This window comes from Ureibacillus sp. MALMAid1270, assembly GCF_049202975.1.
Taxonomy (GTDB): domain Bacteria; phylum Bacillota; class Bacilli; order Bacillales_A; family Planococcaceae; genus Ureibacillus.
The window spans coordinates 18,842-41,692 of record NZ_JBMIRP010000038.1 but is presented as its reverse complement, the minus strand read 5'-3'; the positions used below and the strand labels follow the sequence as shown (position 1 = coordinate 41,692).

Here is a 22,851-nt window from a genome sequence, read left to right as displayed (position 1 = left end):
TACCAATACAACTAAGCGAATTTTATTAAAATAGAAAAGGTGAACGTAATGATAGAAACAAGAGATCCATCACAAATTCGTGTTGTGGTTGGAATGTCTGGTGGGGTGGATTCATCCGTAGCTGCTTACTTACTAAAGCAGCAAGGATATGATGTCATCGGTATATTTATGAAAAACTGGGATGATACGGACGAATTTGGTGTATGTACTGCAACTGAAGATTACGACGACGTAATCAAAGTATGTAACCAAATCGGAATCCCTTATTATGCAGTGAACTTTGAAAAACAATATTGGGAAAAGGTATTTACGTATTTCCTAGAGGAATATAAAGCGGGGCGAACTCCAAACCCAGATGTAATGTGCAATAAAGAAATAAAATTCAAAGCATTTTTAGAACATGCACTAAAATTAGGTGCGGATTACTTAGCAACAGGTCACTATGCACGTGTTGAAGAACGTGACGGTGAAGTTGTAATGCTTAGAGGTCTGGACCGAAATAAAGACCAAACTTATTTCTTAAATCAATTATCACAAGACCAATTAAAACATGTTATGTTTCCTATTGGTGGCATTGAAAAACCTGAAGTTCGTAAAATTGCAGAAGAAGCTGGCTTAGCTACTGCAAAGAAAAAAGACTCAACAGGTATTTGTTTTATCGGTGAACGCAATTTTAAAGAATTTCTAAGTCAATACTTACCAGCACAGCCTGGAAAAATGGAAACATTTGATGGCAAGGTGATGGGCACACATGATGGATTAATGTATTATACAATTGGTCAACGTCATGGATTAGGAATTGGTGGAGACGGAGATCCATGGTTTGTACTAGGAAAAGATTTAAAACGTAATGTTTTATATGTAGGACAAGGATTCCATCATGAAGCATTATATTCTACTTCGTTAAAAGCAGTAAAAATGGGCTTCACATCTAATGTAGAGAAACCAAAGAAATTTAACTGTACAGCAAAATTCCGTTACAGACAGGAAGATACTCCAGTAGAAGTTGAACTATTGGAAGATGGAACAGCGCATATTACATTCGCAGAACCTGTTCGTGCAATTACACCAGGACAAGCTGTTGTTTTATATGATGGTGAAGTTTGCTTAGGTGGCGGAACAATTGACGAAGTATTTAATAATAATAAAAAACTAACTTATGTAGGTTAGAAATTAATTAATAAATAAGGTTTCAAAAGGCTGTCTTGAAAAGTTTTATTCGAGACAGCCCATTCATTTGTTTATAGAGGTGTAGTAAATGGATTATAACGAAATTGGAATTAAGGCATTTCAAGAAAAACGTTATGAAGATGCAGCAAAAGCATTCACAGAGGCGATTGAAAACAATCCAGAAGAAGCGATTGGTTATGTGAATTTTGGGAATTTGCTTGCAGCTATGAATGATATAGAACGAGCAGAACGTTTTTTCCAAAAGGCAATTACAGTAGATGGAAAAACGGCAACTGCTTATTATGGATTAGCTAATTTATATTACAATCAAGAACGTTATATTGAAGCTGCGAAACTTTATCAAAAATCAGTTGATTATGGCATTCAAGGTGCAGATGCATACTACATGTTAGCAAAATCTTTCGAACGTGAAGAAAAGTTTAAATTGGCATTGCCATATATGCAAAGAGCTGCTGAATTAGCTCCGGATGATTTGCAAATTAGACTTTCTTTTGGAATTCTACTTTGCACTTTAGAAATGTTTGATGAAGCGAAAAAAGAATTGGAATACGTAATCGAAAAAGATGAAAACAATGCTGATGCACATTATAATCTTGGAGTTCTATATGCAGTATCTACCGAAGATATAGAATCCGCATTACATCATTTAAAACAAGCTTACACAATAGCTCCAGAATTCGATCAAGCAAAATACATTTATGATATGGTAAGTCAACGTCTTAATTAATAGCTTGAAGCTACCTTATAGTTAGGTCGTATTTTACTGGATCTTCATATTACAAAAGAAAGGCATACGATAAGATTACTCATCGTATGCCTTATTTGTACAGTATGAAATAACGTCCGTATATGGTAAATCTCCACCGAAAATATCTAAAGCACTTCCTATTGTGACATGTAGTTTTCCATCAGAAAGTTGCTCAAATTTTTTTAAATCTTCCAAAGAACGTACACCACCAGCATAAGTCGTTGGAATGGAAGTCCATTTAGCTAAATCTCGTACTAACTCTTCTTGCATACCACTACGTTTACCCTCAACATCTACAGCGTGAATTAGTAATTCATCACAATACTGTTCGATGAATGGAATCGTCTCTTCATTTACTTCAAAATCACTAAATTTCGTCCATTTATCGGTAACAACATACCATTTGTTATCACGTTTACGACAACTTAAGTCGATGACAATATGTGCTTTTCCAACAGCTGATACTAGGTTGTTTAACCTTTCCATATCTAACTGTCCATCGTGGAAAATATAAGATGTAACGATAATGTGGGAGGCTCCTGCATCTATAAATCTTTTTGCATTTTCTGCATTAATTCCTCCACCTACCTGCAATCCACCAGGATAGGTTTGTAAGGCTAATATCGCAGCCTCTTCATTACCGGATCCCAACATGATTACATGTCCACCTGTTAATCCATCTTTTTTAAACATAGTAGCAAAATAAGCAGAATCATGTTCTGATATAAAATTTTCTACTACGGATTTGTTCTTATATCCTAATGTACTACCAACGATTTGTTTTACTTTCCCATCATGTAAATCAATACATGGTCTAAATTCCAAAATCTTCACAAGCCCTTCTATCAATGTCATTCACTTTATCATATCATTGTCTCCATTTATTGATAAGGGATATATATTTTAAATGAGATCTAAAATTTATCAAAGGGACAGTTAAGGTAGGATATGATAAAATCAAATGTACAAGAAAAGTGTAGGGGAGGTTGAAAAGATGGGAAAAAACCTTGATTTATTTGAAACCAATAAATTATTTATTTTGGGTCGGCCAATTGCATCCATTTTTCATAATCCTTCTAATATGTATTCTGTTACGAGAGTGAAAATACAAGAAACAAATTTACCATTCGAAGAAAAAGAAATTATGGTCGTGGGCTATTTTCCACAGCTTTCTGAAGAAGAATTGTATCGATTTACTGGTATTTTAAAAAACCATCCCAAATACGGTAATCAATTCCAAATAGATACCTTTGAAAAAGAAGTACCTGCCACTGAACAAGGTGTTATTCATTATTTATCGAGTGATTTATTCCCTGGTGTGGGTCGTAAAACGGCAGAGATGATAGTTGAAAAACTTGGACCAGATGCTATAAAAAAGATTATGGAGGACCCATCTTCACTAGATATAATTCCTAGATTAAAAGACGATAAAAAGGAAGTGATTCGCCAAACATTAGAAGAAAACTTGGGTTTAGAACGTATTATTATTCAACTAAACCAATGGGGATTTGGGCCACAACTAGGTATGAAAATATATCAAACATACCGAGAAGAAACGATTACAATATTAAATGAAAACCCATATATATTAATTGAAGATATAGAAGGTGTAGGCTTTCAACGTGCCGACGAATTAGGAGCTAGACTTGGAATTACAGGTAGTCATCCCGATCGTATTAAAGCATGTATACTACACGTTTTGACGAATGCTTCCCTTTCAGATGGACATGTTTATTTAGACGCTGAACATGTATTGCCGCAAGTAAAATCAATCCTTGAACAAAGCCAACCAGTTGAAATTTCTTATGAGGCAATTTCTAAGGCAATAATTGAGATGCGAGAGGAAGGTAAAATTTGTGGTGAAGAAACAAGATTGTATTTACCGTCCCTTTACTTTAGTGAAATTGGGATTGCATCTAAAATAGTAGAACTTCTACAACAAAGTAAAAAACAACAACGTTTTTCAAAAGATGAAATTCGAAAAGCAATTGGTGAAGTGGAAGAACGTTTTGATGTTACATATGCAGAAACACAAGCGAATGCCATTGAATGTGCTTTAAATTCTTCAGTTATGATTTTGACTGGGGGACCTGGTACTGGGAAAACGACAGTCATTCGAGGATTAGTAGAAGTTTATGCAGAACTAAATGGGATTTCCTTAAACCCGAAGGATTATGCTAAAAAAGAAGAACCATTTCCTATTGTTTTAGCAGCACCAACTGGACGCGCGGCTAAAAGGTTAGCAGAGTCAACAGAGTTACCTGCGATGACAATTCATCGGTTACTTGGCTTTAATGGTTTAGAAAAAGAAGAGGAAACGGAAAGAGAAATTGAGGGCCGTCTAATTATTATCGATGAAATGTCTATGGTTGATACTTGGCTTGCCCATCAATTATTAAAAAGTATAAAAGAAGATGCTCAACTCGTTTTTGTCGGAGACCAAGATCAACTTCCACCAGTAGGTCCAGGGCAGGTACTTAAGGATATATTAGCATCTAAGCAAATTCCAACAGTTGAACTTATTGATGTTTATCGACAAGCAGAAGGATCAACCATTATTGAGCTTGCCCATCAGATTAAGAAGGGTGAAATCCCGGATGCAACTAAAATTAGCGAGAAAACAATCGATCGTTCATTTATTAAGGCTTCGGCAGATCAAGTTGCTAGTGTCGTAACACAAGTTGTTAAAAGTGCGATTTCAAAAGGACAATCTATACGGGATATACAAGTATTAGCTCCGATGTATAAAGGACCTGCTGGAATAGACCAGCTTAACAAAAAAATTCAAGAACTTGTTAACCCAAATGAAGATGGTACAAGGAAAGAATTAGCTTATGGAGATGTGGTTTATCGAATTGGAGATAAGGTCTTACAATTGGTAAACCAACCTGAGAGTAATGTGTTTAACGGCGACATGGGAGAAGTTATTGCGATCATAAAAGCGAAAGAAAATATTGAAAAGCAGGACTTACTTGTTGTTTCATTTGATGGCAATGAAATTACTTACCAAAGAGCTGATTTGAACCAAATTACATTAGCTTATTGCTGTTCTATCCATAAATCTCAAGGAAGTGAATTTCAAACGGTCATAATGCCGATTGTCCGAGGCTACTCAAAGATGTTACGGAGAAATCTGTTATATACTGGGATCACGCGCGCGAAAAACTTCTTGATTTTATGTGGAGAACCAGAAATCTTTACTTCTGGTTTGAATAAAACAGACGATTTACAACGATTAACGAGTTTGAGAGCTCGATTAAATCCAATGGAAGTCGAAGATGTGCAAATAAAGGAAGTTGCAACGACAACAGTCAATTCTATCCAAAAAGAAAAAATGCCAAAAGAAACACAAAAGCCTGCAATGAAAGAACAACAGGAAATGTTTACAATTTTAGGTGAGGCAATAATTCCATCCTTAACAAATGAAACAGTGCATACAGTACATCCACTAATTGGAATGAATGGAATTTCTCCATATGACTTTATGGATGAGAACTGATTAAATAAGCGTTCCCGGAGATTGAGTTATCTTGAAAGTTAATCTTTCAAGGTAGCTCCTTTTCTAATTCTGTAGTTCAATAATATCAACATTATGCATATGTTGTTGTAAATACAATTTAAGGGTGTGCGTTTGTTGGAAACCATTCAAAAAATGTATGAACATTTAATCTGGGCAAATAAACGAATTCTTGCTACTTTGCATACTATGAAGGAGGACCAGCAAGATATCATTCGTTTATTTTCCCATATTTTATTTTCTGAAATAGTATGGATGGCACGATTACAAGGAATCGACAGTTCGAAACTACCTATTTGGGCGGACGTAGATTTAGATTTTTGTGACCAATTAGTTAAGAAAAATGAAGAAAATATTATTTCCTATTTATTAAACGCTACCAATGAAGATATAGACAAAATCATTACTTATAAAAATAGCAAAGGTACTGAATTCCAAAATACGATTCGGGAAATTTTAATGCATGTATGTTTACATGGCCAATATCATCGAGGGCAGATCAATTCTAGGTTACGTTTGATGGGGGTAGAACCAATCGTCCTCGATTATATTCATTATGCTAGAACATAAGAAAGGGGAACAAATTGGAATATTTTAATAACCGACCAACAAAACCAAAGTCCAGGGTGATTACTGTAAATGGGAACGGTGAAATTAGTGTTGCACCTAATTATGCAGAAATTCGAATTGAAGTCGTCAAACAGTCAAAGGATTTAGGTGAAGCACAAAGTCAAAATGCTCAAGTTATGAATCAAGTCATTAGTGCATTATTATCTCTAGGAATTAGTCGAGATGATATACAAACTTCAGCATTTAATATTTTCCCACAATATGATTATATTGAAGGTCGACAAGTATTTAGAGGATATGAAGTGACGAATTCTTTAACCGTAAAGATTCGAGATATTAGTAAGGTTGGTTTGGTCATTGATACGGCTGTAAAGAATGGTGCAAATCGTATATCTTCATTAGAATTTAAGTTAGAGCAAGAAAATAAATACTACCAGCAAGCTTTGCAGTTAGCTTTATATAATGCTGTTGAAAAAGCTAGGGTCATAGCAGAAACTCTAAGGTTACCAATTCATCCCCTTCCAATCGAGATTGTAGAAGAAAGTGTTGAATCACCGCCGATTATGTATCGAGCTGTTGCGATGTCCCAGGAATCTCTCCAAACTCCGATTGAACAAGGAACTATTTCTATTAATGCAAAAGTTTTAGTTAAGTTTGAATTTTGAATATCGAATTGACTGTCTTTGAAGTTTCGGCTTTAAGGCAGGTTTTTTTATGTTTTCCTCGATTGGGATAAACTTGGGAGACATTTTAGTTAGCACTTCAACCTTAAATGTCTCATAACCGAGGGAAATGGGACATTTGAACAAGGAACCCTGGCAGAAATGTCTCATAACAAGGAGAAATGGGACATTTGATTAAGGAACCCTGGCAGAAATGTCTCATAACGAAGGGAAATGGGACATTTGAACAAGGAATCACATCCAAAATGTCTCATAACCGCTGAATCCGCTGAAGCCATTGAATCCCCCAAATACCCTCAAGACCTACCACCCTATAAATGCTTTCACTTTTCATTCCAACATTATTATTGGTATACTTTTCCAGATATATTACGAACAAAGGAGACGAAAAGATGGGAAAGTACGAAACGAAAACAAAAGAAACCGATAATAGCGTTATTGAGTTCATTGAATCCGTTGATAATCCAAAGAAGCGTGAAGATGCGTATAAAATATTAAAAATATTTGAAGAAACGACAGGTTACGAGGCTAAAATGTGGGGACCAAGTATTATTGGTTTTGGTTCATATCATTATAAATACGATACGGGACATGAAGGTGATGCGCCACTCGCTGGTTTTTCTCCTCGAAAAGCGAAATTTAGCCTTTATTTCTCTCCAACTTTACCGAACCGTGAAGAAATATTAAGTCGTTTTGGAAAACATACTACAGGTAAGGCATGTGTTTATATTAACAAACTTGCAGATGTTGACGAAGATGTCATGAGAGAGTTAATTGTCCGAGATATGGAGTATGTACAAAAAATTTATCCTACTAATTAATTTTTTGGGGAATCTTTTTCTCCACTAATTCGTAAACAATATAGACCATTTTTTATTTTAATTGGAGGAGCGATTCAAATGTCATTTTTTAACAAAATGCTTGCAAGTATTGGAATTGGATCATCAAAAGTGGATACAAAATTAGCGAAATCTTCTTATGAAGCTGGAGAAGTAATTCATGGAGAAGTAGAAATTTATGGTGGAAATGTTGAACAACAAATTGATGCGATTTATTTAACACTATACACAACTTACATTAAAGAAGTGGATGATCATAAATACAATTCTAAAGCACCAATTGAACATTTTAAAGTAAGTGAACCATTCATCATTAAAGCAAATGAAAGAAGATCCATACCATTCTCTTTCCAATTACCATACGATATGCCGATTACGGTAGGTAGTACGCGTGTATGGATTAAAACAGAATTAGATATTCGAAGTGGTGCAGACTCAGAAGATAAGGATTACATTGAAATTCGCCCTTCTGGAATCGCTGCAAACGTATTAAATGAAGTTCAAAATTTAGGATTTACCCTAAGAAAAGCGGAATGTGAAAAAGCAGCTTACCGCTATAGAAGCAAATATCCATTCATTCAAGAATTCGAATTTGTACCAGTGAGTGGTCCATTCCGAGGTAGATTAGATGAACTTGAGATTGTGTTCTTATCACAATCTGCTCAAAAAGTAGATATTTTAATGCAAGTGGACAGAAGAGCAAGAGGATTTGGAGGATTCCTAGCAGAAGCTTTCGATGCCGACGAAAGCCATGTACATCTTACAATCTCGTCAGAAGATATTCCATACCTTCGTAGTAAATTAGAGCAAACAATCTCAAGATACTCATAAAATTTGACTGAAAACGCTTTAGGAATTTATTTTCCTTAAGCGTTTTAATTTTTTAGATTTTTTTGAATATTACATTATTTTTTAAAAGTATAAAAATTTTTTATTGCTCGTGATATGATGTTTTATGTCCAAAAAAATTGACATATGAGGATCAATTAATACATGTTGAAGTGGGGGTCTTGTTTATGAAATATAGTTTTCGAAATGATTATAGCGAACTTGCGCATCCAGAGTTACTTGAGGCATTACTTCAAGCGAGTAATGAACAACATAAAGGCTATGGTATGGATCAACGTTCTGACAATGCCAAAAAGTTAATAAAACAAAAACTAGAAACTGATAATTGTGATATACATTTTGTAACAGGTGGAACCCAAGCAAACGCTACTGTTATTTCCTATATTCTTCGTCCATATGAAGCGGTTCTTGCTTGCAGTACAGCACATATTAATGTGTATGAAACAGGTGCTATCGAAGCAACTGGACATAAAGTCGTTACTGAAGAAGGTGCTGATGGAAAATTAAGACCTTCGGATATTGAGCACGCATTAAAAGCGCATTATGATGAGCATATGGTTAAAATTGGAATGGTATATATTTCTCAATCTACTGAACTTGGTACGGTTTACAGCTATGATGAGTTAAAAGCTATTTCTGATTGTTGTAAAGAGCATAATCTATATTTATTTATCGACGGAGCTAGACTGGCAAGTGGACTAGCTGCAAGTGATGTTGAGTTAAATATGTTTAAAGATTTATGTGATTGCTTTTATATAGGTGGTACAAAAATAGGGATGTTAAGTGGTGAAGCAATCGTATTATTTAACGATCACTTAAAACCTTATTTCAGACATCATATTAAAAATAAAGGAGCTCTACTCGCGAAAGGCTATGTTGTTGGAATACAATTCGAAAAAGCTTTTCAAGATGATTTATATCTCCGTTTAGGCTATCAAATAAATGACTTAGCAAGATACTTAACAAATGAATTAATAGCATTAGAAGTGCCATTTTTCAGTGAATCATCAACGAATCAAATTTTCCCTATTTTTAGTAAAGCGGTAGTTGAAGAATTAAGTAAGTTGTATGATTTTGAAGTTTGGGAAGAAGTTGAAGGCGGATTTGCCATTCGTTTTGTAACTTCTTGGTTTACTACGAAAGAAGTTTGTGCGGAACTAATTGAAGATATAAAAAGTATTATGGCGCAATTTGATTAATGTGGATTTTTTCCAATTGAAGTACTATGATGGAACTAAGAAGCATTAACATAGTTGCATTGAAAGTCCATTGCACTTGAGTTAGGTGCAATGGACTTGTTTTTAATGGAGGAATACTAAGTATGAATCATCAACGTTGGCTTTCACAAAATTTTTTCATGTTCTTTTTTACATGGGGAGCTTATCTTCAATATTGGTCTGGATGGTTAGCGGAAGGTAAAGGTCTAAGTGTCACAGAAGTAAGTTTTATTATGGGATTCGGATTAGTAGCCAGAGCAATAGCTACTTTATTTGCTTATCCATTAGCTTCAAAATTCTTAAGTAGCAAAAAACTAATCTTGTATTTAGTTATATGTTCATTAATTATTACTTTAATTTATATCCCAGCAAATTCTTTTACATCTTTATTTGTCATCACATTTATCTTTTGTTTCTTTTATCCTTCATTGCTACCTGCGATTGAAAGTGCGGCTACACAGCTTGTACAAGAAGGGAATGTGCATTATGGCAAAAGTCGTTCTTACGGATCAATCGGTTTTGTAGTTGCAGTATTAATTATTAGTGGCATTATTAGTTTCTCAGGCGAAAATGCAATACTTTGGTGTATGATCATTTCACTTTTCATCCTGCTTGTTATCCAAGCAATGCCAGCACCAAAAAGTTTATTAGTTCAGCCAACTGCGGGAGATCGTGCAAGTTCTTACTCCATGCGCGGTTTATTTAAAATTAAAGGATTTTCACTTATATTATTGATTGTAATATTACTACAAGGTTCTCTTGCATCTTATTACAATTATAGTTATCTCTATTTGCAAGTTTTAGGAGTAAATCCACTCTACATAGGAATTATATTAAATATCGCCGTTATATTTGAAATTATCTATTTAAGTAAGGCAGAATTATTATCCCATTTAAGAATTTCAACATTACTTCTTATTGCAGCTATGGGTTCAACTATACGATGGATTATTATTTTTACATTTCCAAATGTTTGGGCATTCATTTTTTCACAAACTTTGCATTCATTATCATTTGCGATGGCCCATTTTGCGTTCATACAATATATTACGAGAACACTGCCAAAGCAGCAGTTATCCAATGCGCAAGGAATCTATTCAGCTTTGGCAATGAGTTTAAGTGCTGCATTATTAACTCTTTGGGGTGGTTTTCTATACAAGATTCAACCAGGCTTAGCATTTTTAGGAATGATTATCTTTACAGTTCCAGCTATATTAATCATATTAGGCACGCGAAATAAATATCGTTATTAACAATGTCGTCCTCATTTTTGGACGACTTTTTTCTTTTTAGATGTCATTAGGACCTTAGATGTAATACTGAACAACAATACAACAATTACTAATATTGCTTGGAACTTATTAACAGCACTTTCTGTTTGAAAAAAATGAGCCACATAAGTATCTTGTGTAATCATTTTCGCAGCTGTGTATGCTAATATCCCAGTACCTGCAAAAATAATGATTGGAAATTTATCTAATAATTTTATTACTAATGAGCTTCCCCAAATAACGATTGGAATGGAAATTGCTAAGCCTATGATTACAAGCAATGAATGTCCATTTGCCGCTCCAGCCACGGCGATAATATTGTCAATTCCCATTAACATATCTGCTAAAAGAATTGTACCAATTGCTCCCCAAAAGGTATTTTTCCGTGGTGTAACATGAACTTGTTCACCAGCTAACAAAATCTTATAAGCTATATAGATTAGTAAGATCCCACCTAGCAATAGGAGGCCATCGATTTCTAATAATCTTACTGCTATTAATGTAAATAGTACTCGTACAAAAATTGCAGTAATTGCCCCTAATACAATCGCCTTTTTTTGTTGTTCTCGTGGTAGATTCTTTGCAACTAGTCCAATAAGAAGTGCGTTATCACCTGCTAAAACCAAGTCAATTAATATAATTGATAGTAACCCTGCAAAAAAATCGTTTGTGATCCATTCCATATGTATATCCTCCATTCTAGTAATCTCTTTCGATAGGTACTTATGAAATATGTATATGAAATTAATCGAAGTCTATTCAGAACAATCAAAGTACTCTTGATGTAAGAGTTAAAATGTGGTAATTTAGTTCAAATACTTGGGAGTGATTATATGATTAGAAGATTATTAGAATCAGATCGTGAAAACTTAATGGCTTTTATTGGTAAAAAGCCTGCAGAAAACCTATTTATTATCGGAGATGTGGAAGCATATGGGTTTGATGAAGATTTCCAAAAACTATGGGGAGAATTTAATGAAAACGGTGAGTTAAAGGCTGTTCTATTAAAGTGGGAAGGAAATTATATTCCATATGCAGAAGGCGAGTATGATGTTGAGGGCTTCGCAAAAATAATGTTAGATGATCCAACTATGAGAGAGCTAAGTGGACTAAAAGAAATTGTTGAGCCATTAAAACAACTTATTCCCAAAAAACTAAGAAGAGAGAGTACTTGCTACTATGCAAAGTGTAGTGAGTTAGCCATTACAAAAAGTGCTGAAGAATTACAATATGTGCAGTTAATGACTTATGATGATATTCCTGAAACTGTTGCACTGTTAAAAGCAATTCCGGAATTTGATACAAGTCATATTACTGTTGAGTCAAAAGAAAAAATGCTGCAAGATCAAACGGGAAGAACATATTTAATTCAAGTAGATGGGAAATTGGTTTCAACTGCTTCTACAACAGCTGAAAATAAACATTCGGCCATGGTAGTTGGTGTGGCAACACTAGAAGGGTATAAAAGAAGAGGGTATGCTTCTGATATAATGATTAAACTTTGTAATGATTTATTAGCAGAGGGAAAAGAACTATGCTTATTCTATGATAATCCAGATGCTGGTAAAATCTATAAACGACTTGGATTTGTTGATATCGGTTTTTGGAATATGTATCGATTCGAGTAAAAATGGGTATTTACATGAAGGAATCTTATCGTAGTTGTAATTGACACAAATCATCCATTCGCATATAATTTACTACAGAATATGACAATACTATGATGGAAAGAGTAAGTTTTTGCTTATGTTTACAGAAAGAGATTCCCTCGGCTGAAAGAATCTTACGAAAGCGTAACTGAAAGCTAATCCAGAGTGCAGCTAATCCCTGCCGTTCACTTACGTTACAGTGCTCGAGATATAAAATGTTTATCGTTTTTAGATATAACTTTTATAACGAGGGTGGTACCGCGAGATTACAGTCTTCGTCCCTTATTTAGGGGTGAAGGCTTTTTTATTTGGTTAGCTTTTGTAAGTTTGGCTAAATTTATTGGAATATCGTTAAACTAGGAAATAGTTATTACCTAAGTTAATTCTAAAAGAAGCACAAATTTTACCTTTTCAAAGTCGAAATTTTAGGAGGATTATTTAGATGAAAGCAACAGACATTCGACGTAAATATTTAGAATTTTTCATTGAAAAAGGTCATTCACAAGAACCATCTGCATCCTTAGTGCCTATTAATGACCCGTCATTATTATGGATTAACTCAGGTGTTGCGACACTGAAAAAATATTTTGACGGACGTGTTATTCCAGACAATCCAAGAATCACAAATGCACAAAAATCAATTCGTACAAATGATATTGAAAATGTAGGTAAAACAGCACGCCATCATACGTTTTTTGAAATGTTAGGGAACTTCTCAATTGGAGACTATTTCAAAAAAGAGGCAATTCATTTTGCATGGGAATTCTTAACAGATCCAAAATGGCTTGGCTTTGAACCTGAAAAGTTATCCATTACGATTCATCCAGAAGATGAAGAAGCATATAACGTTTGGAAAGATGAAATTGGCATTCCAGAGGAGCGTTTAATTCGTATCGAAGGGAACTTCTGGGATATTGGGGAAGGTCCATCTGGTCCGAACTCAGAAATTTTCTATGACCGTGGTCCAGAATATGGAAACGATGAAAATGATCCAGAATTATATCCAGGTGGAGAAAATGAACGTTACTTAGAAGTTTGGAATCTTGTATTTTCACAATTCAACCATAATCCTGACGGAACTTACACACCACTTCCAAAACAAAATATTGATACAGGTATGGGACTTGAACGTGTAACTTCTGTGGTGCAAAACGTTCCAACAAACTATGATACAGATTTATTCATGCCGATTATTGAAAAAATTGAAGAATATGCTAATCGTAAATACAAACGTCCTGGAGAAGTTGAACTAAGCGAGATTTTCGGTTCAGCAGAAGATATTAATACACCATTTAAAGTAATTGCTGACCATATACGTACAGTTGCATTTGCTATTGGGGATGGTGCTCTTCCATCTAATGAGGGCCGTGGCTATGTATTACGTCGTTTGTTACGCCGTGCTGTTCGCTATGCAAAACAAATTGGAATTGAAAAACCATTTATGTATGCACTAGTTCCAACAGTTGGTGAAATCATGGCAGACTTCTACCCAGAAGTTAAAGAAAAACATGAATTTATCGCACGTGTTATAAAAAATGAAGAAGATCGTTTCCACGAAACATTAGATGGTGGTTTATCGATCCTTTCTGAAGTTATTGAAAGACAAAAATCTCAAGACTTAACTGTTATTCCTGGAGCAGATGCATTTAAACTTTATGACACATATGGTTTCCCAATCGAACTAACTGAAGAATATGCAGAAGAAGCTGGAATGACTGTTGACCACGAAGGCTTTGAAGTAGCGATGAATGAACAACGTGAACGCGCTAGAGCAGCACGTGCGGATGTTGATTCAATGCAAGTGCAATCTGAGGTTCTTGCAAACTTAACAATGGAGTCTAACTTCGTTGGTTATGAAACATTACAAGCTGAGACAACTATTGTGGCAATAGTAGCAAATGGTCAAACTGTAGAAGTTGCTTCTGAAGGTGAAGAAGTACTTGTAATTTTAGCAGAAACTCCTTTCTATGCTGAGATGGGTGGTCAAGTAGCAGACCATGGTACGATTTCAAACGATTCATTCCAAGCGTTTGTGAAAGATGTTCAAAAGGCTCCAAATGGACAGTCCTTACACACAGTCGTTATTGAATCAGGTGAAATGCATTTAAATGATCAAGTAAGTGCTGTAGTTGATCGTGATGAGCGTAATTTAATCGTTAAAAACCATACAGCTACACATATTATGCAACGTGCATTAAAAGATGTTTTAGGTGAGCATGTCAATCAAGCAGGTTCTTATGTTGGCCCAGATCGCTTACGTTTTGACTTCTCTCATTTCGGTGCTGCAACAAAAGAAGAATTAGAGCGAATTGAACGTATCGTCAATGAAAAAATTTGGGAAGATATTAAAGTAGTAATTGAAGAAATGCCAATTGCACAAGCAAAAGCGATGGGCGCTATGGCACTATTTGGTGAAAAATATGGTGACGTAGTTCGTGTTGTTCAAGTAAGTGATTATTCTGTTGAGCTTTGCGGTGGTATCCACGTAAATCGTACATCTGAAATCGGTTTATTTAAAATTGTTTCAGAAGGTGGTATTGGAGCAGGTACTCGACGTATTGAGGCAGTAACGGGTAAAGCTGCGTTTGAAGTTGTGAAAGAAGAACAACATATACTAGAACAAGCCGCTTCCATTTTAAAATCTAACCCTAAAGATTTAGTACAACGTGTGGAAAACTTACAACATGAGTTAAAAGAACTTCAACGTGAAAATGAATCACTTTCTCAAAAAATTGCTAATGCACAAGCAGGAGAAGTACTAAACGCTGTAGAGAAAATCGGTGATGTATCTGTCTTATCAACTCGTGTTGAAGCAAAAGACAATAACCAACTTCGTCAAATGATGGACGATTTAAAAGAAAAATTAGATCGTGCAGTTATAGTACTAGGTGCAGTAGACGGAGATAAAGTAATGTTATGTGCTGGTGTGACTAAAGACTTAGTCGGAGGTAACTACCATGCTGGTAATATTGTAAAACAAGTTGCTGAGCTTTGTGGTGGTCGTGGAGGCGGTCGTCCAGATATGGCGATGGCTGGAGCGAAAGAAGTGTCAAAACTTGATGAAGCCCTTCAATCTGTGTATGATTACGTTAAATCTATTTAATTTTATTCTTTAAAAGTTTCTGTTTTACTTTCATAAGTGGAGATACATGAACCGTTCATGTGTACAATATAAATATGATAATTTTCATTTAACTCTAAGTAATGAATAGGTTATAATAGAAAAAACTGGGGAGGTTTTCACCTCCCTTATCTTCGAGAGCGAGGTGCTGGTCTTGAGTTCGTTTGATCAAACAATGAAATTCAGTTTTCCGGAAGAATCAATGGAGCAAGAAGTTAAGCAAGTGTTGTTAAAGGTATACTCTTCATTAGAAGAAAAAGGGTATAATCCTACTAATCAAATTGTTGGGTATTTATTATCAGGTGACCCTGCCTACATCCCTCGCCATCAGGACGCACGTAATTTAATCCGCAAGCTTGAACGCGATGAAATTTTAGAAGAGCTTGTAAAGTTTTATATTAGAAAGAATAACGAGGCATAATAGTAAATGAGAATTATGGGTTTAGACGTAGGATCCAGAACAGTAGGCATTGCAATAAGTGATGCTTTAGGTTGGACTGCTCAAGGAATTGAAACAATACAAATCAATGAAGACAAAGGCGAGTTCGGCATCGAAAGAATAAAAGAACTTGTTAAGGAATATGCTGTTACAGAATTTGTAGTTGGATTTCCCAAAAACATGAACAACACTGTTGGACCACGTGGTGAGGCTTCTCAAAATTATAAAAAGTTGTTAGAAGAAACGTTCCAATTACCAGTTAAACTTTGGGATGAACGTTTATCAACGATGGCAGCGGAAAGAATGTTAATTGAAGCTGACGTAAGTAGAAAAAAACGTAAAAAAGTAATTGATAAAATGGCGGCTGTCATGATCCTACAAGGATATTTAGATAGTAAAGGCGGCATCTAGAAAGCTCATCAATGAGAACCTTTATGTCGTCCAATGTAATTTTTCATCACTGGACCAAGAAGAATTAATAACCTTATCGTTCCAATAATTCTTTAGCCCAATTAAAGTGATATCAAGTAAAAGTAAGTTCTAAATAATATGAAGAGGTGACCATAATGGTACATGAACACGATCACGAACATCATCACATCACAATCGTTGACGAAGATGGCAACGAACAACTTTGCGAAGTAATTCATACATTTGACTCTGAAGAATTCGGAAAATCATACGTATTATACTCAATCATTGGAGCAGAAGAAGATGATGAAGGACAAATTGAAATCTTTGCATCTGCATTTACTCCATCAGAAAATGGTGAAGACGGTGAATTAGAACCGATTGAAACAGAAGCAGAATGGGATTTAATTGAAGAAGTATTAAATTCACTAGAAGATGAATTTGAAGACGAAGAAGACGAAGAATAAATAATTGTATTGAAAGGTAGGCAAGTTCGCCTACCTTTTTTTAGAATAAAAACGTGGCCATCAAATGATGGTTAACTAAATGATTATTCGGAGGGTTGCATTATGGAAAATCAAGTAATTACGGTTTTAACTGAAGAAGGAAAAGAACAACAATGCAAGGTTGTCTTTACTTTTGATTCGGATGAACATTCTTATGTACTGTATACTTTAATTGATGAAAACGGAAACGAAAGTTCCGAAGTATCTGCCCTTCGTTATGAATTAGATGAAGATGGTGAAATGACTAATTTCTCGTCTTTAGAAACAGACGAAGAATGGGAAATGGTTGAAGAAGTACTAAATACTTTAATTGACGAATTTACAGATGATCTTACAAACTATTTCACAATTACAAATGATGAAGATGAAGAAGTTATTTGTGAAATTATTCATCGTTTTGAATTAGAGGAATTTGGAAAGTCGTATATTCTTTATACATTTGCAGACGAGGATGAACTTTCAGAGATTTTTGCAGCTTCTTATGTTGCAGGAGAAAATGGTGAAGTGGTTGACCTTATTCCAATTGATTCAGATGAAGAATGGTCTGCGGTTGAACGTCAGCTCGATTTATTAACTGAATAATAGATTGGTAATATGTATGACACAAGAGGTAATCTTGAAAGAGTAAACTTTCAAGATTACCTCATTTTTTTTATATAAGAAAAAGGATTATTAAAGGGTATTTGTTATCATAAATTCGGTAGTAATTTACAAATTCATTTCTATACACAAGATATTGTATGAATTGGATGAATATGGATTATATTAATTTATGTTGGGAATAGTACAATGATATGTTAATCACATTGGGCTTCTATATAATACGAACCTATGAAAGATAATTTGAATATTTCGTAGTTTCTATGTATCATATAAAAAGACGTAAGGGGGGATACCCGTGGAAAATGAAAAAGAGGATTTAAAACAAGAAATGTTTAAAAAAGTAAAACAGCGTAAACAAGAAGGAAAAACTGTAAAAAAAATTGTAGGAATTACATCGTTAGCAATAATATTAATAATAGGGATTGTTGCTTTTACGGGTTATATGTATATAAAATCGGCATTGCAACCTGTTGATCCCGACTCTAAAACTGTTATTGATGTAGAAATACCAATTGGCTCGAGTCTTACGACAATTTCCAATATTCTTCAAGAAAAAGGGATCGTTAAAGATGCGCGTATTTTTAAATATTATACAAAATTTAAAAATGAATCTGATTTCCAAGCTGGTAACTATTCTCTAACTCAAAGCATGACATTAGACGAGATTATTGAAAGTTTAAAAACAGGAAGAGTATATCGGGAACCAGTATTTACTCTTACAGTTCCTGAAGGTTTAACACTAGAACAAATTGCTAAAATTATTGAGAAAAATACTGTTTATTCTGCTGACGAATTTTTAAATAAAGTAACCGATAGCAAATTCATAGAGAATATGATGGGAACATATCCAGAGCTAATTACTGAAGAAGTTCTAGATGGAAATATTCGATATGCACTAGAAGGTTATTTATATCCTGCAACTTATTCATTTTATGAAGAAAAACCTTCTTTAGATGAAATTATTACAACGATGATTTCTCAAACAGAAGAGGTCATGAAAGGCTATAGTGGATTACTTGAAGAAAAACAAATATCAGTTCATGATTTATTAACATTTGCTTCACTTTTAGAGGAAGAAGCAACTGCACAAACAGATCGTGAAACTATTGCAAGTGTTTTCTATAATCGACTTGAAATTGATATGCCTTTACAAACAGATCCGACAGTGCTATATGCATTAGGATCCCATAAAGATCAAGTATTGTACGAAGATTTAGAAGTTGATAGCCCTTATAACACATATGTTATTACTGGTTTGCCACCTGGCCCAATTGCCAATGCTGGGAAAATCTCAATTGAGGCTGCTCTAAATCCTACAGATACAGAATATCTATATTTCTTAGCTGATAAAGAAGGTACGAACCATTTCGCAAAAACGTACGAAGAACATTTGCAAAATATAGAAACATATTTACGCCAATAAAATAAGGAAACGAATATTTCTCTTTTACTAAGGTTGAATTCATTGTAATTTTATGAGAAATATTCGCTTTCCTTTTATTATTGTGGTATCATGTATTGTGATTTTTTATATTGTTTTTTTATTAAATTATTTAACAGTAGTGTACTACTTGTTGGTCTTTTCGCAGACTTTCTGCATTAAAAAGGCACTGACTCGACCTTTATAGGTCGAGTTATGTTTTTGTTCATTTTGATACGTAAACTTTGAACTGAAGGGAATCTAAAGTTAAATGGAGTTTTCAAATGCTTATATAGAATCCTTTATTAAGCCAAGAAATGATTTGCTCGTTGAAATGGAAACATTCGCGAAAGAAAACCACGTACCAATAATGCAATTGCCAGCAATTGAAGTGTTGAACCAAATTCTTCGAATACAGAAACCATCTAACATACTAGAGATTGGTACAGCAATCGGTTATTCTGCCATTCGAATGGCTCTTACATTATCAAATACTAAGATTGTGACAATTGAAAGAGACTCTGAACGTGTTGCTTTAGCTAGAGAGTTCATCTCTCGATCAGAAGTAGCAAATCGAATTACGGTCATTGAAGGAGATGCGTTAGAAGTGGATGTTACACAAAACACTACTTTTGATGCTGTTTTTATTGATGCGGCAAAAGGTCAATATATGCGCTTTTTTGAAAAATTTTCACCGCTTGTACCTTCAGGTGGTGTTTTGTATATTGATAACATGTACATGCATGGTTTGTCGGATCTGAATTTAGAAGATGTGCCTAGAAGAAAAAGAACGATGATACGCAATTTGAAAAACTTTGCTGACTGGATTATGAATCATGATGAATATGATAGTACTTTTTTCCCTGTTGGTGATGGTTTATTAATTTGTATGAAGAGGTGATTGTATGAAGAAACCAGAACTATTGGTTACTCCAAAATCGATTGAACATATTAAGGCATTACTTTCAGCAGGAGCAGATGCATTTGTTATAGGTGAGCAAAAATTCGGTTTACGACTTGCAGGAGAATTCTCGGTTGAACAAGTAAAAGAAGCAACTGAAATAATCCATGCATCAGGTAAAAAAGTATATGTAGCTGTTAACGTACTTTTCCATAATGACCGACTTGACGATTTAGATGAATATTTAAAAGAAATGCAAGAAATTGGTGTAGACGCACTTATTTTTGGAGACCCTGCTGTTTTAGTAGCAGTTCGTGAGCTAGGTATTACGATTCCTTTACATTGGAATCCAGAAACTACTGCTACAAACTGGTTCCAAGCGAATTACTGGGGTGAACGTGGCGCAACAAGAGCAGTACTTGCTCGTGAATTATCACTCGATGAAATATTAGAAATTAAGGAAAATGCTAAACCAGAAATAGAAGTACAAGTACATGGAATGACGTGTATGTTCCAATCTAAACGTAAACTTTTAGGTAACTATTTCTTATATCGCGGTGAAGCGATGGAAATCGAAAACCGTAAAGAAAACAAAAATATGTTTTTACACGATAAAGACAGAAAAAATAAATACCCAATTTATGAAGATTTAAATGGAACTCACATTTTTTCACCTAATGATATGTGCTTAATTGATGAATTAACGGAATTATTTGAAGCAGGTATTGATTCGTTAAAATTTGACGGAGTTCTTCAAACAGAAGAGTATATAACAATAGTGACTAGCTGTTATCGCCAAGCAATTGATGCCTACTTTGATAGTGGTGAAGAAGCATACGAAGATTTAAAAGATTCGTTATTAGAAAAAATCGAAGAAATTCAGCCAAAACTACGTCCTTTAGATACAGGATTTATCTTCAAAGAAACAGTTTACTAAGAAAGGAGCGTAACTATGCTACAGTTAATAGAAAATGAAAAAATTCGTGAAACTATTAATGGAAAACGTGTGATTACGAAAAAACCAGAATTACTTGCACCTGCAGGTAGTTTAGAAAAATTAAAAGTTGCCGTACATTATGGTGCAGATGCTGTTTTTATCGGTGGTCAGGAGTTTGGTTTACGCTCGAACGCAGATAATTTCTCCATTGAAGAAATGCGTGAAGGTGTAGAATTTGCAAAAAAATATGGTGCTGTTATTTATGTAACGACAAATATTTTTGCTCACAATGAAAATATGGATGGTTTAGAAGAATATTTACAGGCGATTGAAGAAGTAGGGGTAAAGGGTATCATAGTTGCTGACCCTCTAATAATCGAAACTTGCCGCCGTGTTGCACCTAAATTAGAAATCCATCTTTCTACACAACAATCTTTATCGAACTGGAAAGCAGTTAAGTATTGGAAGCAAGAAGGCTTACACCGTGTCGTATTAGCTCGTGAAGTTGGAGCAGAAGAAATGCGAAAAATGAAAGAAGAAGTCGATATTGAAATCGAAGCATTCGTTCATGGTGCAATGTGTATTGCATACTCAGGCCGTTGTGTTTTATCTAACCATATGACTGCGCGTGACTCAAACCGTGGAGGCTGCTGCCAATCTTGCCGTTGGGATTATGACTTATATGAAAATGTTGATGGTAATGAAGTAGCATTATTTGAAGAAGGAGACGCACCATTTGCCATGAGTCCTAAGGATTTAAAGTTAATTGAATCCATTCCTCACATGATCGAACTTGGAATTGACTCATTAAAAGTTGAAGGGCGTATGAAATCTATTCACTATGTTGCGACAGTTATTTCTGTATATCGTAAAGTAATTGATGCATACTGTGCAGACCCAGAAAACTTTAAAATTAAAAAAGAATGGTTAGAAGAACTTGATCGTTGTGCTAATCGTGCTACTGCTTCTTCCTTCTTTGAAGGTGAGCCAAGCTATAAACAACAAATGTTTGGATTCCACGCACCAAAAATGAAGTGGGATTTTGCAGGTCTTGTTTTAGATTACGATCAAGAGACAAAAATGGTAACTTTACAGCAACGTAATTATTTCAAACCGGGTGACACAATTGAATTCTTCGGACCTGATATTGATACGTTTACAATGGAAGTTGGCCAAATTTGGGATGAACAGAACAATGAAATCGAAGTGGCAAATCATCCATTGCAAATTGTGAAATTTAGAGTAGATCGACCATTGTTCAAATTCAACATGATGCGAAAGGAGAACAAATAAATGGAAAAGAAGCGTCCTTTAGTAATAGGGATCGCAGGAGGTTCATGCTCAGGTAAGACGAGTGTGACGAATTCTATCTACGATGTATTCCGAGAGCATTCAGTCGTTGTTATTGAACAAGATTACTATTATAAAGATCAAAGTCATATGTCATTTTCAGAACGTTTAAAAACGAATTATGATCATCCATTAGCTTTTGATAATGATTTATTAATCGAGCATGTAAATCAACTATTAGATCGCAAACCAATTGACAAACCAGTATACGATTATGTTCAACATACACGTTCAAATGAAATTATCCATGTTGAACCAAAAGACGTTATTATACTAGAAGGTATCTTAGTGTTAGAAGATCAACGCCTTCGTGATTTAATGGATATTAAGTTATTTGTAGATACAGATGCGGATATACGTATTATTCGTCGTATTGAGCGAGATATTAAGGAGCGAGGGAGAACAATTGATTCAGTTATTGATCAATACATGACTGCTGTTCGACCAATGCATAATTTATTTATCGAACCAACTAAGAGATATGCAGATATCATTATCCCAGAAGGTGGAGAGAATGAAGTTGCAATTGATTTAATGGTTACAAAAATTAAAACTATTCTTGAAACTACAACCATTCTATAATATGATGAGTAAAGTATTGGGATAAATTACATGTAATTTACAATGTA

At 34.6% G+C, this 22,851-nt stretch carries 22 protein-coding genes; 20 read left to right on the top strand and 2 right to left on the bottom strand.

Translation table 11 applies throughout. The features are described 5' to 3' along the window. Window positions 1-48 precede the first annotated feature (48 nt). Both mnmA and ACOQFO_RS04920 read left to right on the top strand, forming a co-directional pair. Window positions 49-1,170, top strand: coding sequence for a tRNA 2-thiouridine(34) synthase MnmA (mnmA, locus tag ACOQFO_RS04925; RefSeq protein WP_421688586.1), 1,122 nt, complete (start codon window positions 49-51; stop codon window positions 1,168-1,170). Between the two features lie 88 nt (window positions 1,171-1,258). Beyond that, complete coding sequence (locus tag ACOQFO_RS04920) at window positions 1,259-1,918, top strand: tetratricopeptide repeat protein (RefSeq protein ID WP_421688585.1); 660 nt, start codon at window positions 1,259-1,261, stop codon at window positions 1,916-1,918. Between the two features lie 75 nt (window positions 1,919-1,993). Here ACOQFO_RS04920 and hisA read toward each other — a convergent pair whose 3' ends face one another. Then, window positions 1,994-2,764 (bottom strand): phosphoribosylformimino-5-aminoimidazole carboxamide ribotide isomerase, encoded by a 771-nt coding sequence (hisA, locus tag ACOQFO_RS04915; RefSeq protein ID WP_421688595.1) that lies wholly within the window; start codon window positions 2,762-2,764, stop codon window positions 1,994-1,996. 169 nt (window positions 2,765-2,933) lie between these two features. Between hisA and ACOQFO_RS04910 the strand changes: the two genes are divergently transcribed. The 7 genes from ACOQFO_RS04910 to ACOQFO_RS04880 all read left to right on the top strand — a co-directional run bounded on the left by ACOQFO_RS04910 (window position 2,934) and on the right by ACOQFO_RS04880 (window position 10,867). Beyond that, window positions 2,934-5,438 (top strand): ATP-dependent RecD-like DNA helicase, encoded by a 2,505-nt coding sequence (locus tag ACOQFO_RS04910; protein WP_421688584.1) that lies wholly within the window; start codon window positions 2,934-2,936, stop codon window positions 5,436-5,438. 135 nt (window positions 5,439-5,573) lie between these two features. Next, entirely contained in the window at window positions 5,574-6,026 is a 453-nt protein-coding gene (locus ACOQFO_RS04905; protein ID WP_421688583.1) for a DinB family protein, read from the top strand. A 14-nt stretch (window positions 6,027-6,040) separates the two neighbouring features. After that, window positions 6,041-6,691, top strand: coding sequence for an SIMPL domain-containing protein (locus tag ACOQFO_RS04900; RefSeq protein ID WP_421688582.1), 651 nt, complete (start codon window positions 6,041-6,043; stop codon window positions 6,689-6,691). 410 nt (window positions 6,692-7,101) lie between these two features. Further along, entirely contained in the window at window positions 7,102-7,530 is a 429-nt protein-coding gene (locus tag ACOQFO_RS04895; protein ID WP_421688581.1) for a DUF1801 domain-containing protein, read from the top strand. A 78-nt stretch (window positions 7,531-7,608) separates the two neighbouring features. After that, window positions 7,609-8,379 (top strand): sporulation protein, encoded by a 771-nt coding sequence (locus ACOQFO_RS04890; protein WP_421688580.1) that lies wholly within the window; start codon window positions 7,609-7,611, stop codon window positions 8,377-8,379. A 185-nt stretch (window positions 8,380-8,564) separates the two neighbouring features. Then, a complete protein-coding gene (locus ACOQFO_RS04885; protein WP_421688579.1) occupies window positions 8,565-9,596 on the top strand; it encodes a threonine aldolase family protein in 1,032 nt (343 codons plus the stop codon). Window positions 9,597-9,718: 122 nt separating this feature from the next. Next, window positions 9,719-10,867: an MFS transporter gene (locus tag ACOQFO_RS04880; RefSeq protein WP_421688578.1), complete on the top strand. Its 1,149-nt coding sequence runs from the start codon at window positions 9,719-9,721 to the stop codon at window positions 10,865-10,867. An 11-nt stretch (window positions 10,868-10,878) separates the two neighbouring features. Here the strand turns inward: ACOQFO_RS04880 and ACOQFO_RS04875 are convergent, their stop codons facing one another. Further along, window positions 10,879-11,568, bottom strand: coding sequence for a YjbE family putative metal transport protein (locus tag ACOQFO_RS04875; protein ID WP_421688577.1), 690 nt, complete (start codon window positions 11,566-11,568; stop codon window positions 10,879-10,881). A 150-nt stretch (window positions 11,569-11,718) separates the two neighbouring features. Between ACOQFO_RS04875 and ACOQFO_RS04870 the strand changes: the two genes are divergently transcribed. The 11 genes from ACOQFO_RS04870 (at window position 11,719) to udk (ending at window position 22,804) form a co-directional block, all read left to right on the top strand. Continuing rightward, complete coding sequence (locus ACOQFO_RS04870; protein ID WP_421688576.1) at window positions 11,719-12,513, top strand: GNAT family N-acetyltransferase; 795 nt, start codon at window positions 11,719-11,721, stop codon at window positions 12,511-12,513. A gap of 463 nt (window positions 12,514-12,976) precedes the next feature. Continuing rightward, window positions 12,977-15,637: an alanine--tRNA ligase gene (gene alaS, locus ACOQFO_RS04865; RefSeq protein ID WP_421688575.1), complete on the top strand. Its 2,661-nt coding sequence runs from the start codon at window positions 12,977-12,979 to the stop codon at window positions 15,635-15,637. 172 nt (window positions 15,638-15,809) lie between these two features. Continuing rightward, the gene (locus ACOQFO_RS04860; protein ID WP_097148356.1) at window positions 15,810-16,076 is read left to right on the top strand and encodes an IreB family regulatory phosphoprotein; all 267 of its coding nucleotides are present in this window, start codon (window positions 15,810-15,812) and stop codon (window positions 16,074-16,076) included. Between the two features lie 6 nt (window positions 16,077-16,082). Continuing rightward, on the top strand, window positions 16,083-16,505 hold the full coding sequence (gene ruvX, locus ACOQFO_RS04855) for a Holliday junction resolvase RuvX (protein ID WP_421688574.1): 423 nt from the start codon (window positions 16,083-16,085) through the stop codon (window positions 16,503-16,505). Between the two features lie 155 nt (window positions 16,506-16,660). Next, window positions 16,661-16,972 carry a DUF1292 domain-containing protein gene (locus ACOQFO_RS04850; RefSeq protein ID WP_421688573.1) on the top strand — a complete coding sequence of 104 codons (312 nt, stop codon included), beginning with the start codon at window positions 16,661-16,663 and terminating at the stop codon, window positions 16,970-16,972. A 102-nt stretch (window positions 16,973-17,074) separates the two neighbouring features. Further along, window positions 17,075-17,593, top strand: coding sequence for a DUF1292 domain-containing protein (locus ACOQFO_RS04845; protein ID WP_421688572.1), 519 nt, complete (start codon window positions 17,075-17,077; stop codon window positions 17,591-17,593). A gap of 349 nt (window positions 17,594-17,942) precedes the next feature. Beyond that, window positions 17,943-19,037 carry an endolytic transglycosylase MltG gene (mltG, locus tag ACOQFO_RS04840; protein WP_421688594.1) on the top strand — a complete coding sequence of 365 codons (1,095 nt, stop codon included), beginning with the start codon at window positions 17,943-17,945 and terminating at the stop codon, window positions 19,035-19,037. 268 nt (window positions 19,038-19,305) lie between these two features. Beyond that, window positions 19,306-19,935: an O-methyltransferase gene (locus ACOQFO_RS04835; protein ID WP_421688571.1), complete on the top strand. Its 630-nt coding sequence runs from the start codon at window positions 19,306-19,308 to the stop codon at window positions 19,933-19,935. 4 nt (window positions 19,936-19,939) lie between these two features. Next, window positions 19,940-20,872, top strand: coding sequence for a peptidase U32 family protein (locus ACOQFO_RS04830; RefSeq protein WP_421688570.1), 933 nt, complete (start codon window positions 19,940-19,942; stop codon window positions 20,870-20,872). A gap of 15 nt (window positions 20,873-20,887) precedes the next feature. Next, on the top strand, window positions 20,888-22,165 hold the full coding sequence (locus ACOQFO_RS04825) for a peptidase U32 family protein (protein ID WP_421688569.1): 1,278 nt from the start codon (window positions 20,888-20,890) through the stop codon (window positions 22,163-22,165). Further along, window positions 22,166-22,804: a uridine kinase gene (gene udk / locus ACOQFO_RS04820; RefSeq protein ID WP_421688568.1), complete on the top strand. Its 639-nt coding sequence runs from the start codon at window positions 22,166-22,168 to the stop codon at window positions 22,802-22,804. The last annotated feature ends 47 nt before the right edge of the window (window positions 22,805-22,851 follow it).

Coding starts and splice junctions, on each gene's coding strand:
- mnmA (WP_421688586.1), top strand. CDS start 49: ATGATAGAAACAAGAGATCCATCACAAATTCGTGTTGTGGTTGGAATG.
- ACOQFO_RS04920 (WP_421688585.1), top strand. CDS start 1,259: ATGGATTATAACGAAATTGGAATTAAGGCATTTCAAGAAAAACGTTAT.
- ACOQFO_RS04910 (WP_421688584.1), top strand. CDS start 2,934: ATGGGAAAAAACCTTGATTTATTTGAAACCAATAAATTATTTATTTTG.
- ACOQFO_RS04895 (WP_421688581.1), top strand. CDS start 7,102: ATGGGAAAGTACGAAACGAAAACAAAAGAAACCGATAATAGCGTTATT.
- ACOQFO_RS04890 (WP_421688580.1), top strand. CDS start 7,609: ATGTCATTTTTTAACAAAATGCTTGCAAGTATTGGAATTGGATCATCA.
- ACOQFO_RS04885 (WP_421688579.1), top strand. CDS start 8,565: ATGAAATATAGTTTTCGAAATGATTATAGCGAACTTGCGCATCCAGAG.
- ACOQFO_RS04880 (WP_421688578.1), top strand. CDS start 9,719: ATGAATCATCAACGTTGGCTTTCACAAAATTTTTTCATGTTCTTTTTT.
- ACOQFO_RS04875 (WP_421688577.1), bottom strand. CDS start 11,568: ATGGAATGGATCACAAACGATTTTTTTGCAGGGTTACTATCAATTATA.
- ACOQFO_RS04870 (WP_421688576.1), top strand. CDS start 11,719: ATGATTAGAAGATTATTAGAATCAGATCGTGAAAACTTAATGGCTTTT.
- alaS (WP_421688575.1), top strand. CDS start 12,977: ATGAAAGCAACAGACATTCGACGTAAATATTTAGAATTTTTCATTGAA.
- ruvX (WP_421688574.1), top strand. CDS start 16,083: ATGAGAATTATGGGTTTAGACGTAGGATCCAGAACAGTAGGCATTGCA.
- ACOQFO_RS04850 (WP_421688573.1), top strand. CDS start 16,661: ATGGTACATGAACACGATCACGAACATCATCACATCACAATCGTTGAC.
- ACOQFO_RS04845 (WP_421688572.1), top strand. CDS start 17,075: ATGGAAAATCAAGTAATTACGGTTTTAACTGAAGAAGGAAAAGAACAA.
- mltG (WP_421688594.1), top strand. CDS start 17,943: ATGTTTAAAAAAGTAAAACAGCGTAAACAAGAAGGAAAAACTGTAAAA.
- ACOQFO_RS04835 (WP_421688571.1), top strand. CDS start 19,306: ATGGAGTTTTCAAATGCTTATATAGAATCCTTTATTAAGCCAAGAAAT.
- ACOQFO_RS04830 (WP_421688570.1), top strand. CDS start 19,940: ATGAAGAAACCAGAACTATTGGTTACTCCAAAATCGATTGAACATATT.
- ACOQFO_RS04825 (WP_421688569.1), top strand. CDS start 20,888: ATGCTACAGTTAATAGAAAATGAAAAAATTCGTGAAACTATTAATGGA.
- udk (WP_421688568.1), top strand. CDS start 22,166: ATGGAAAAGAAGCGTCCTTTAGTAATAGGGATCGCAGGAGGTTCATGC.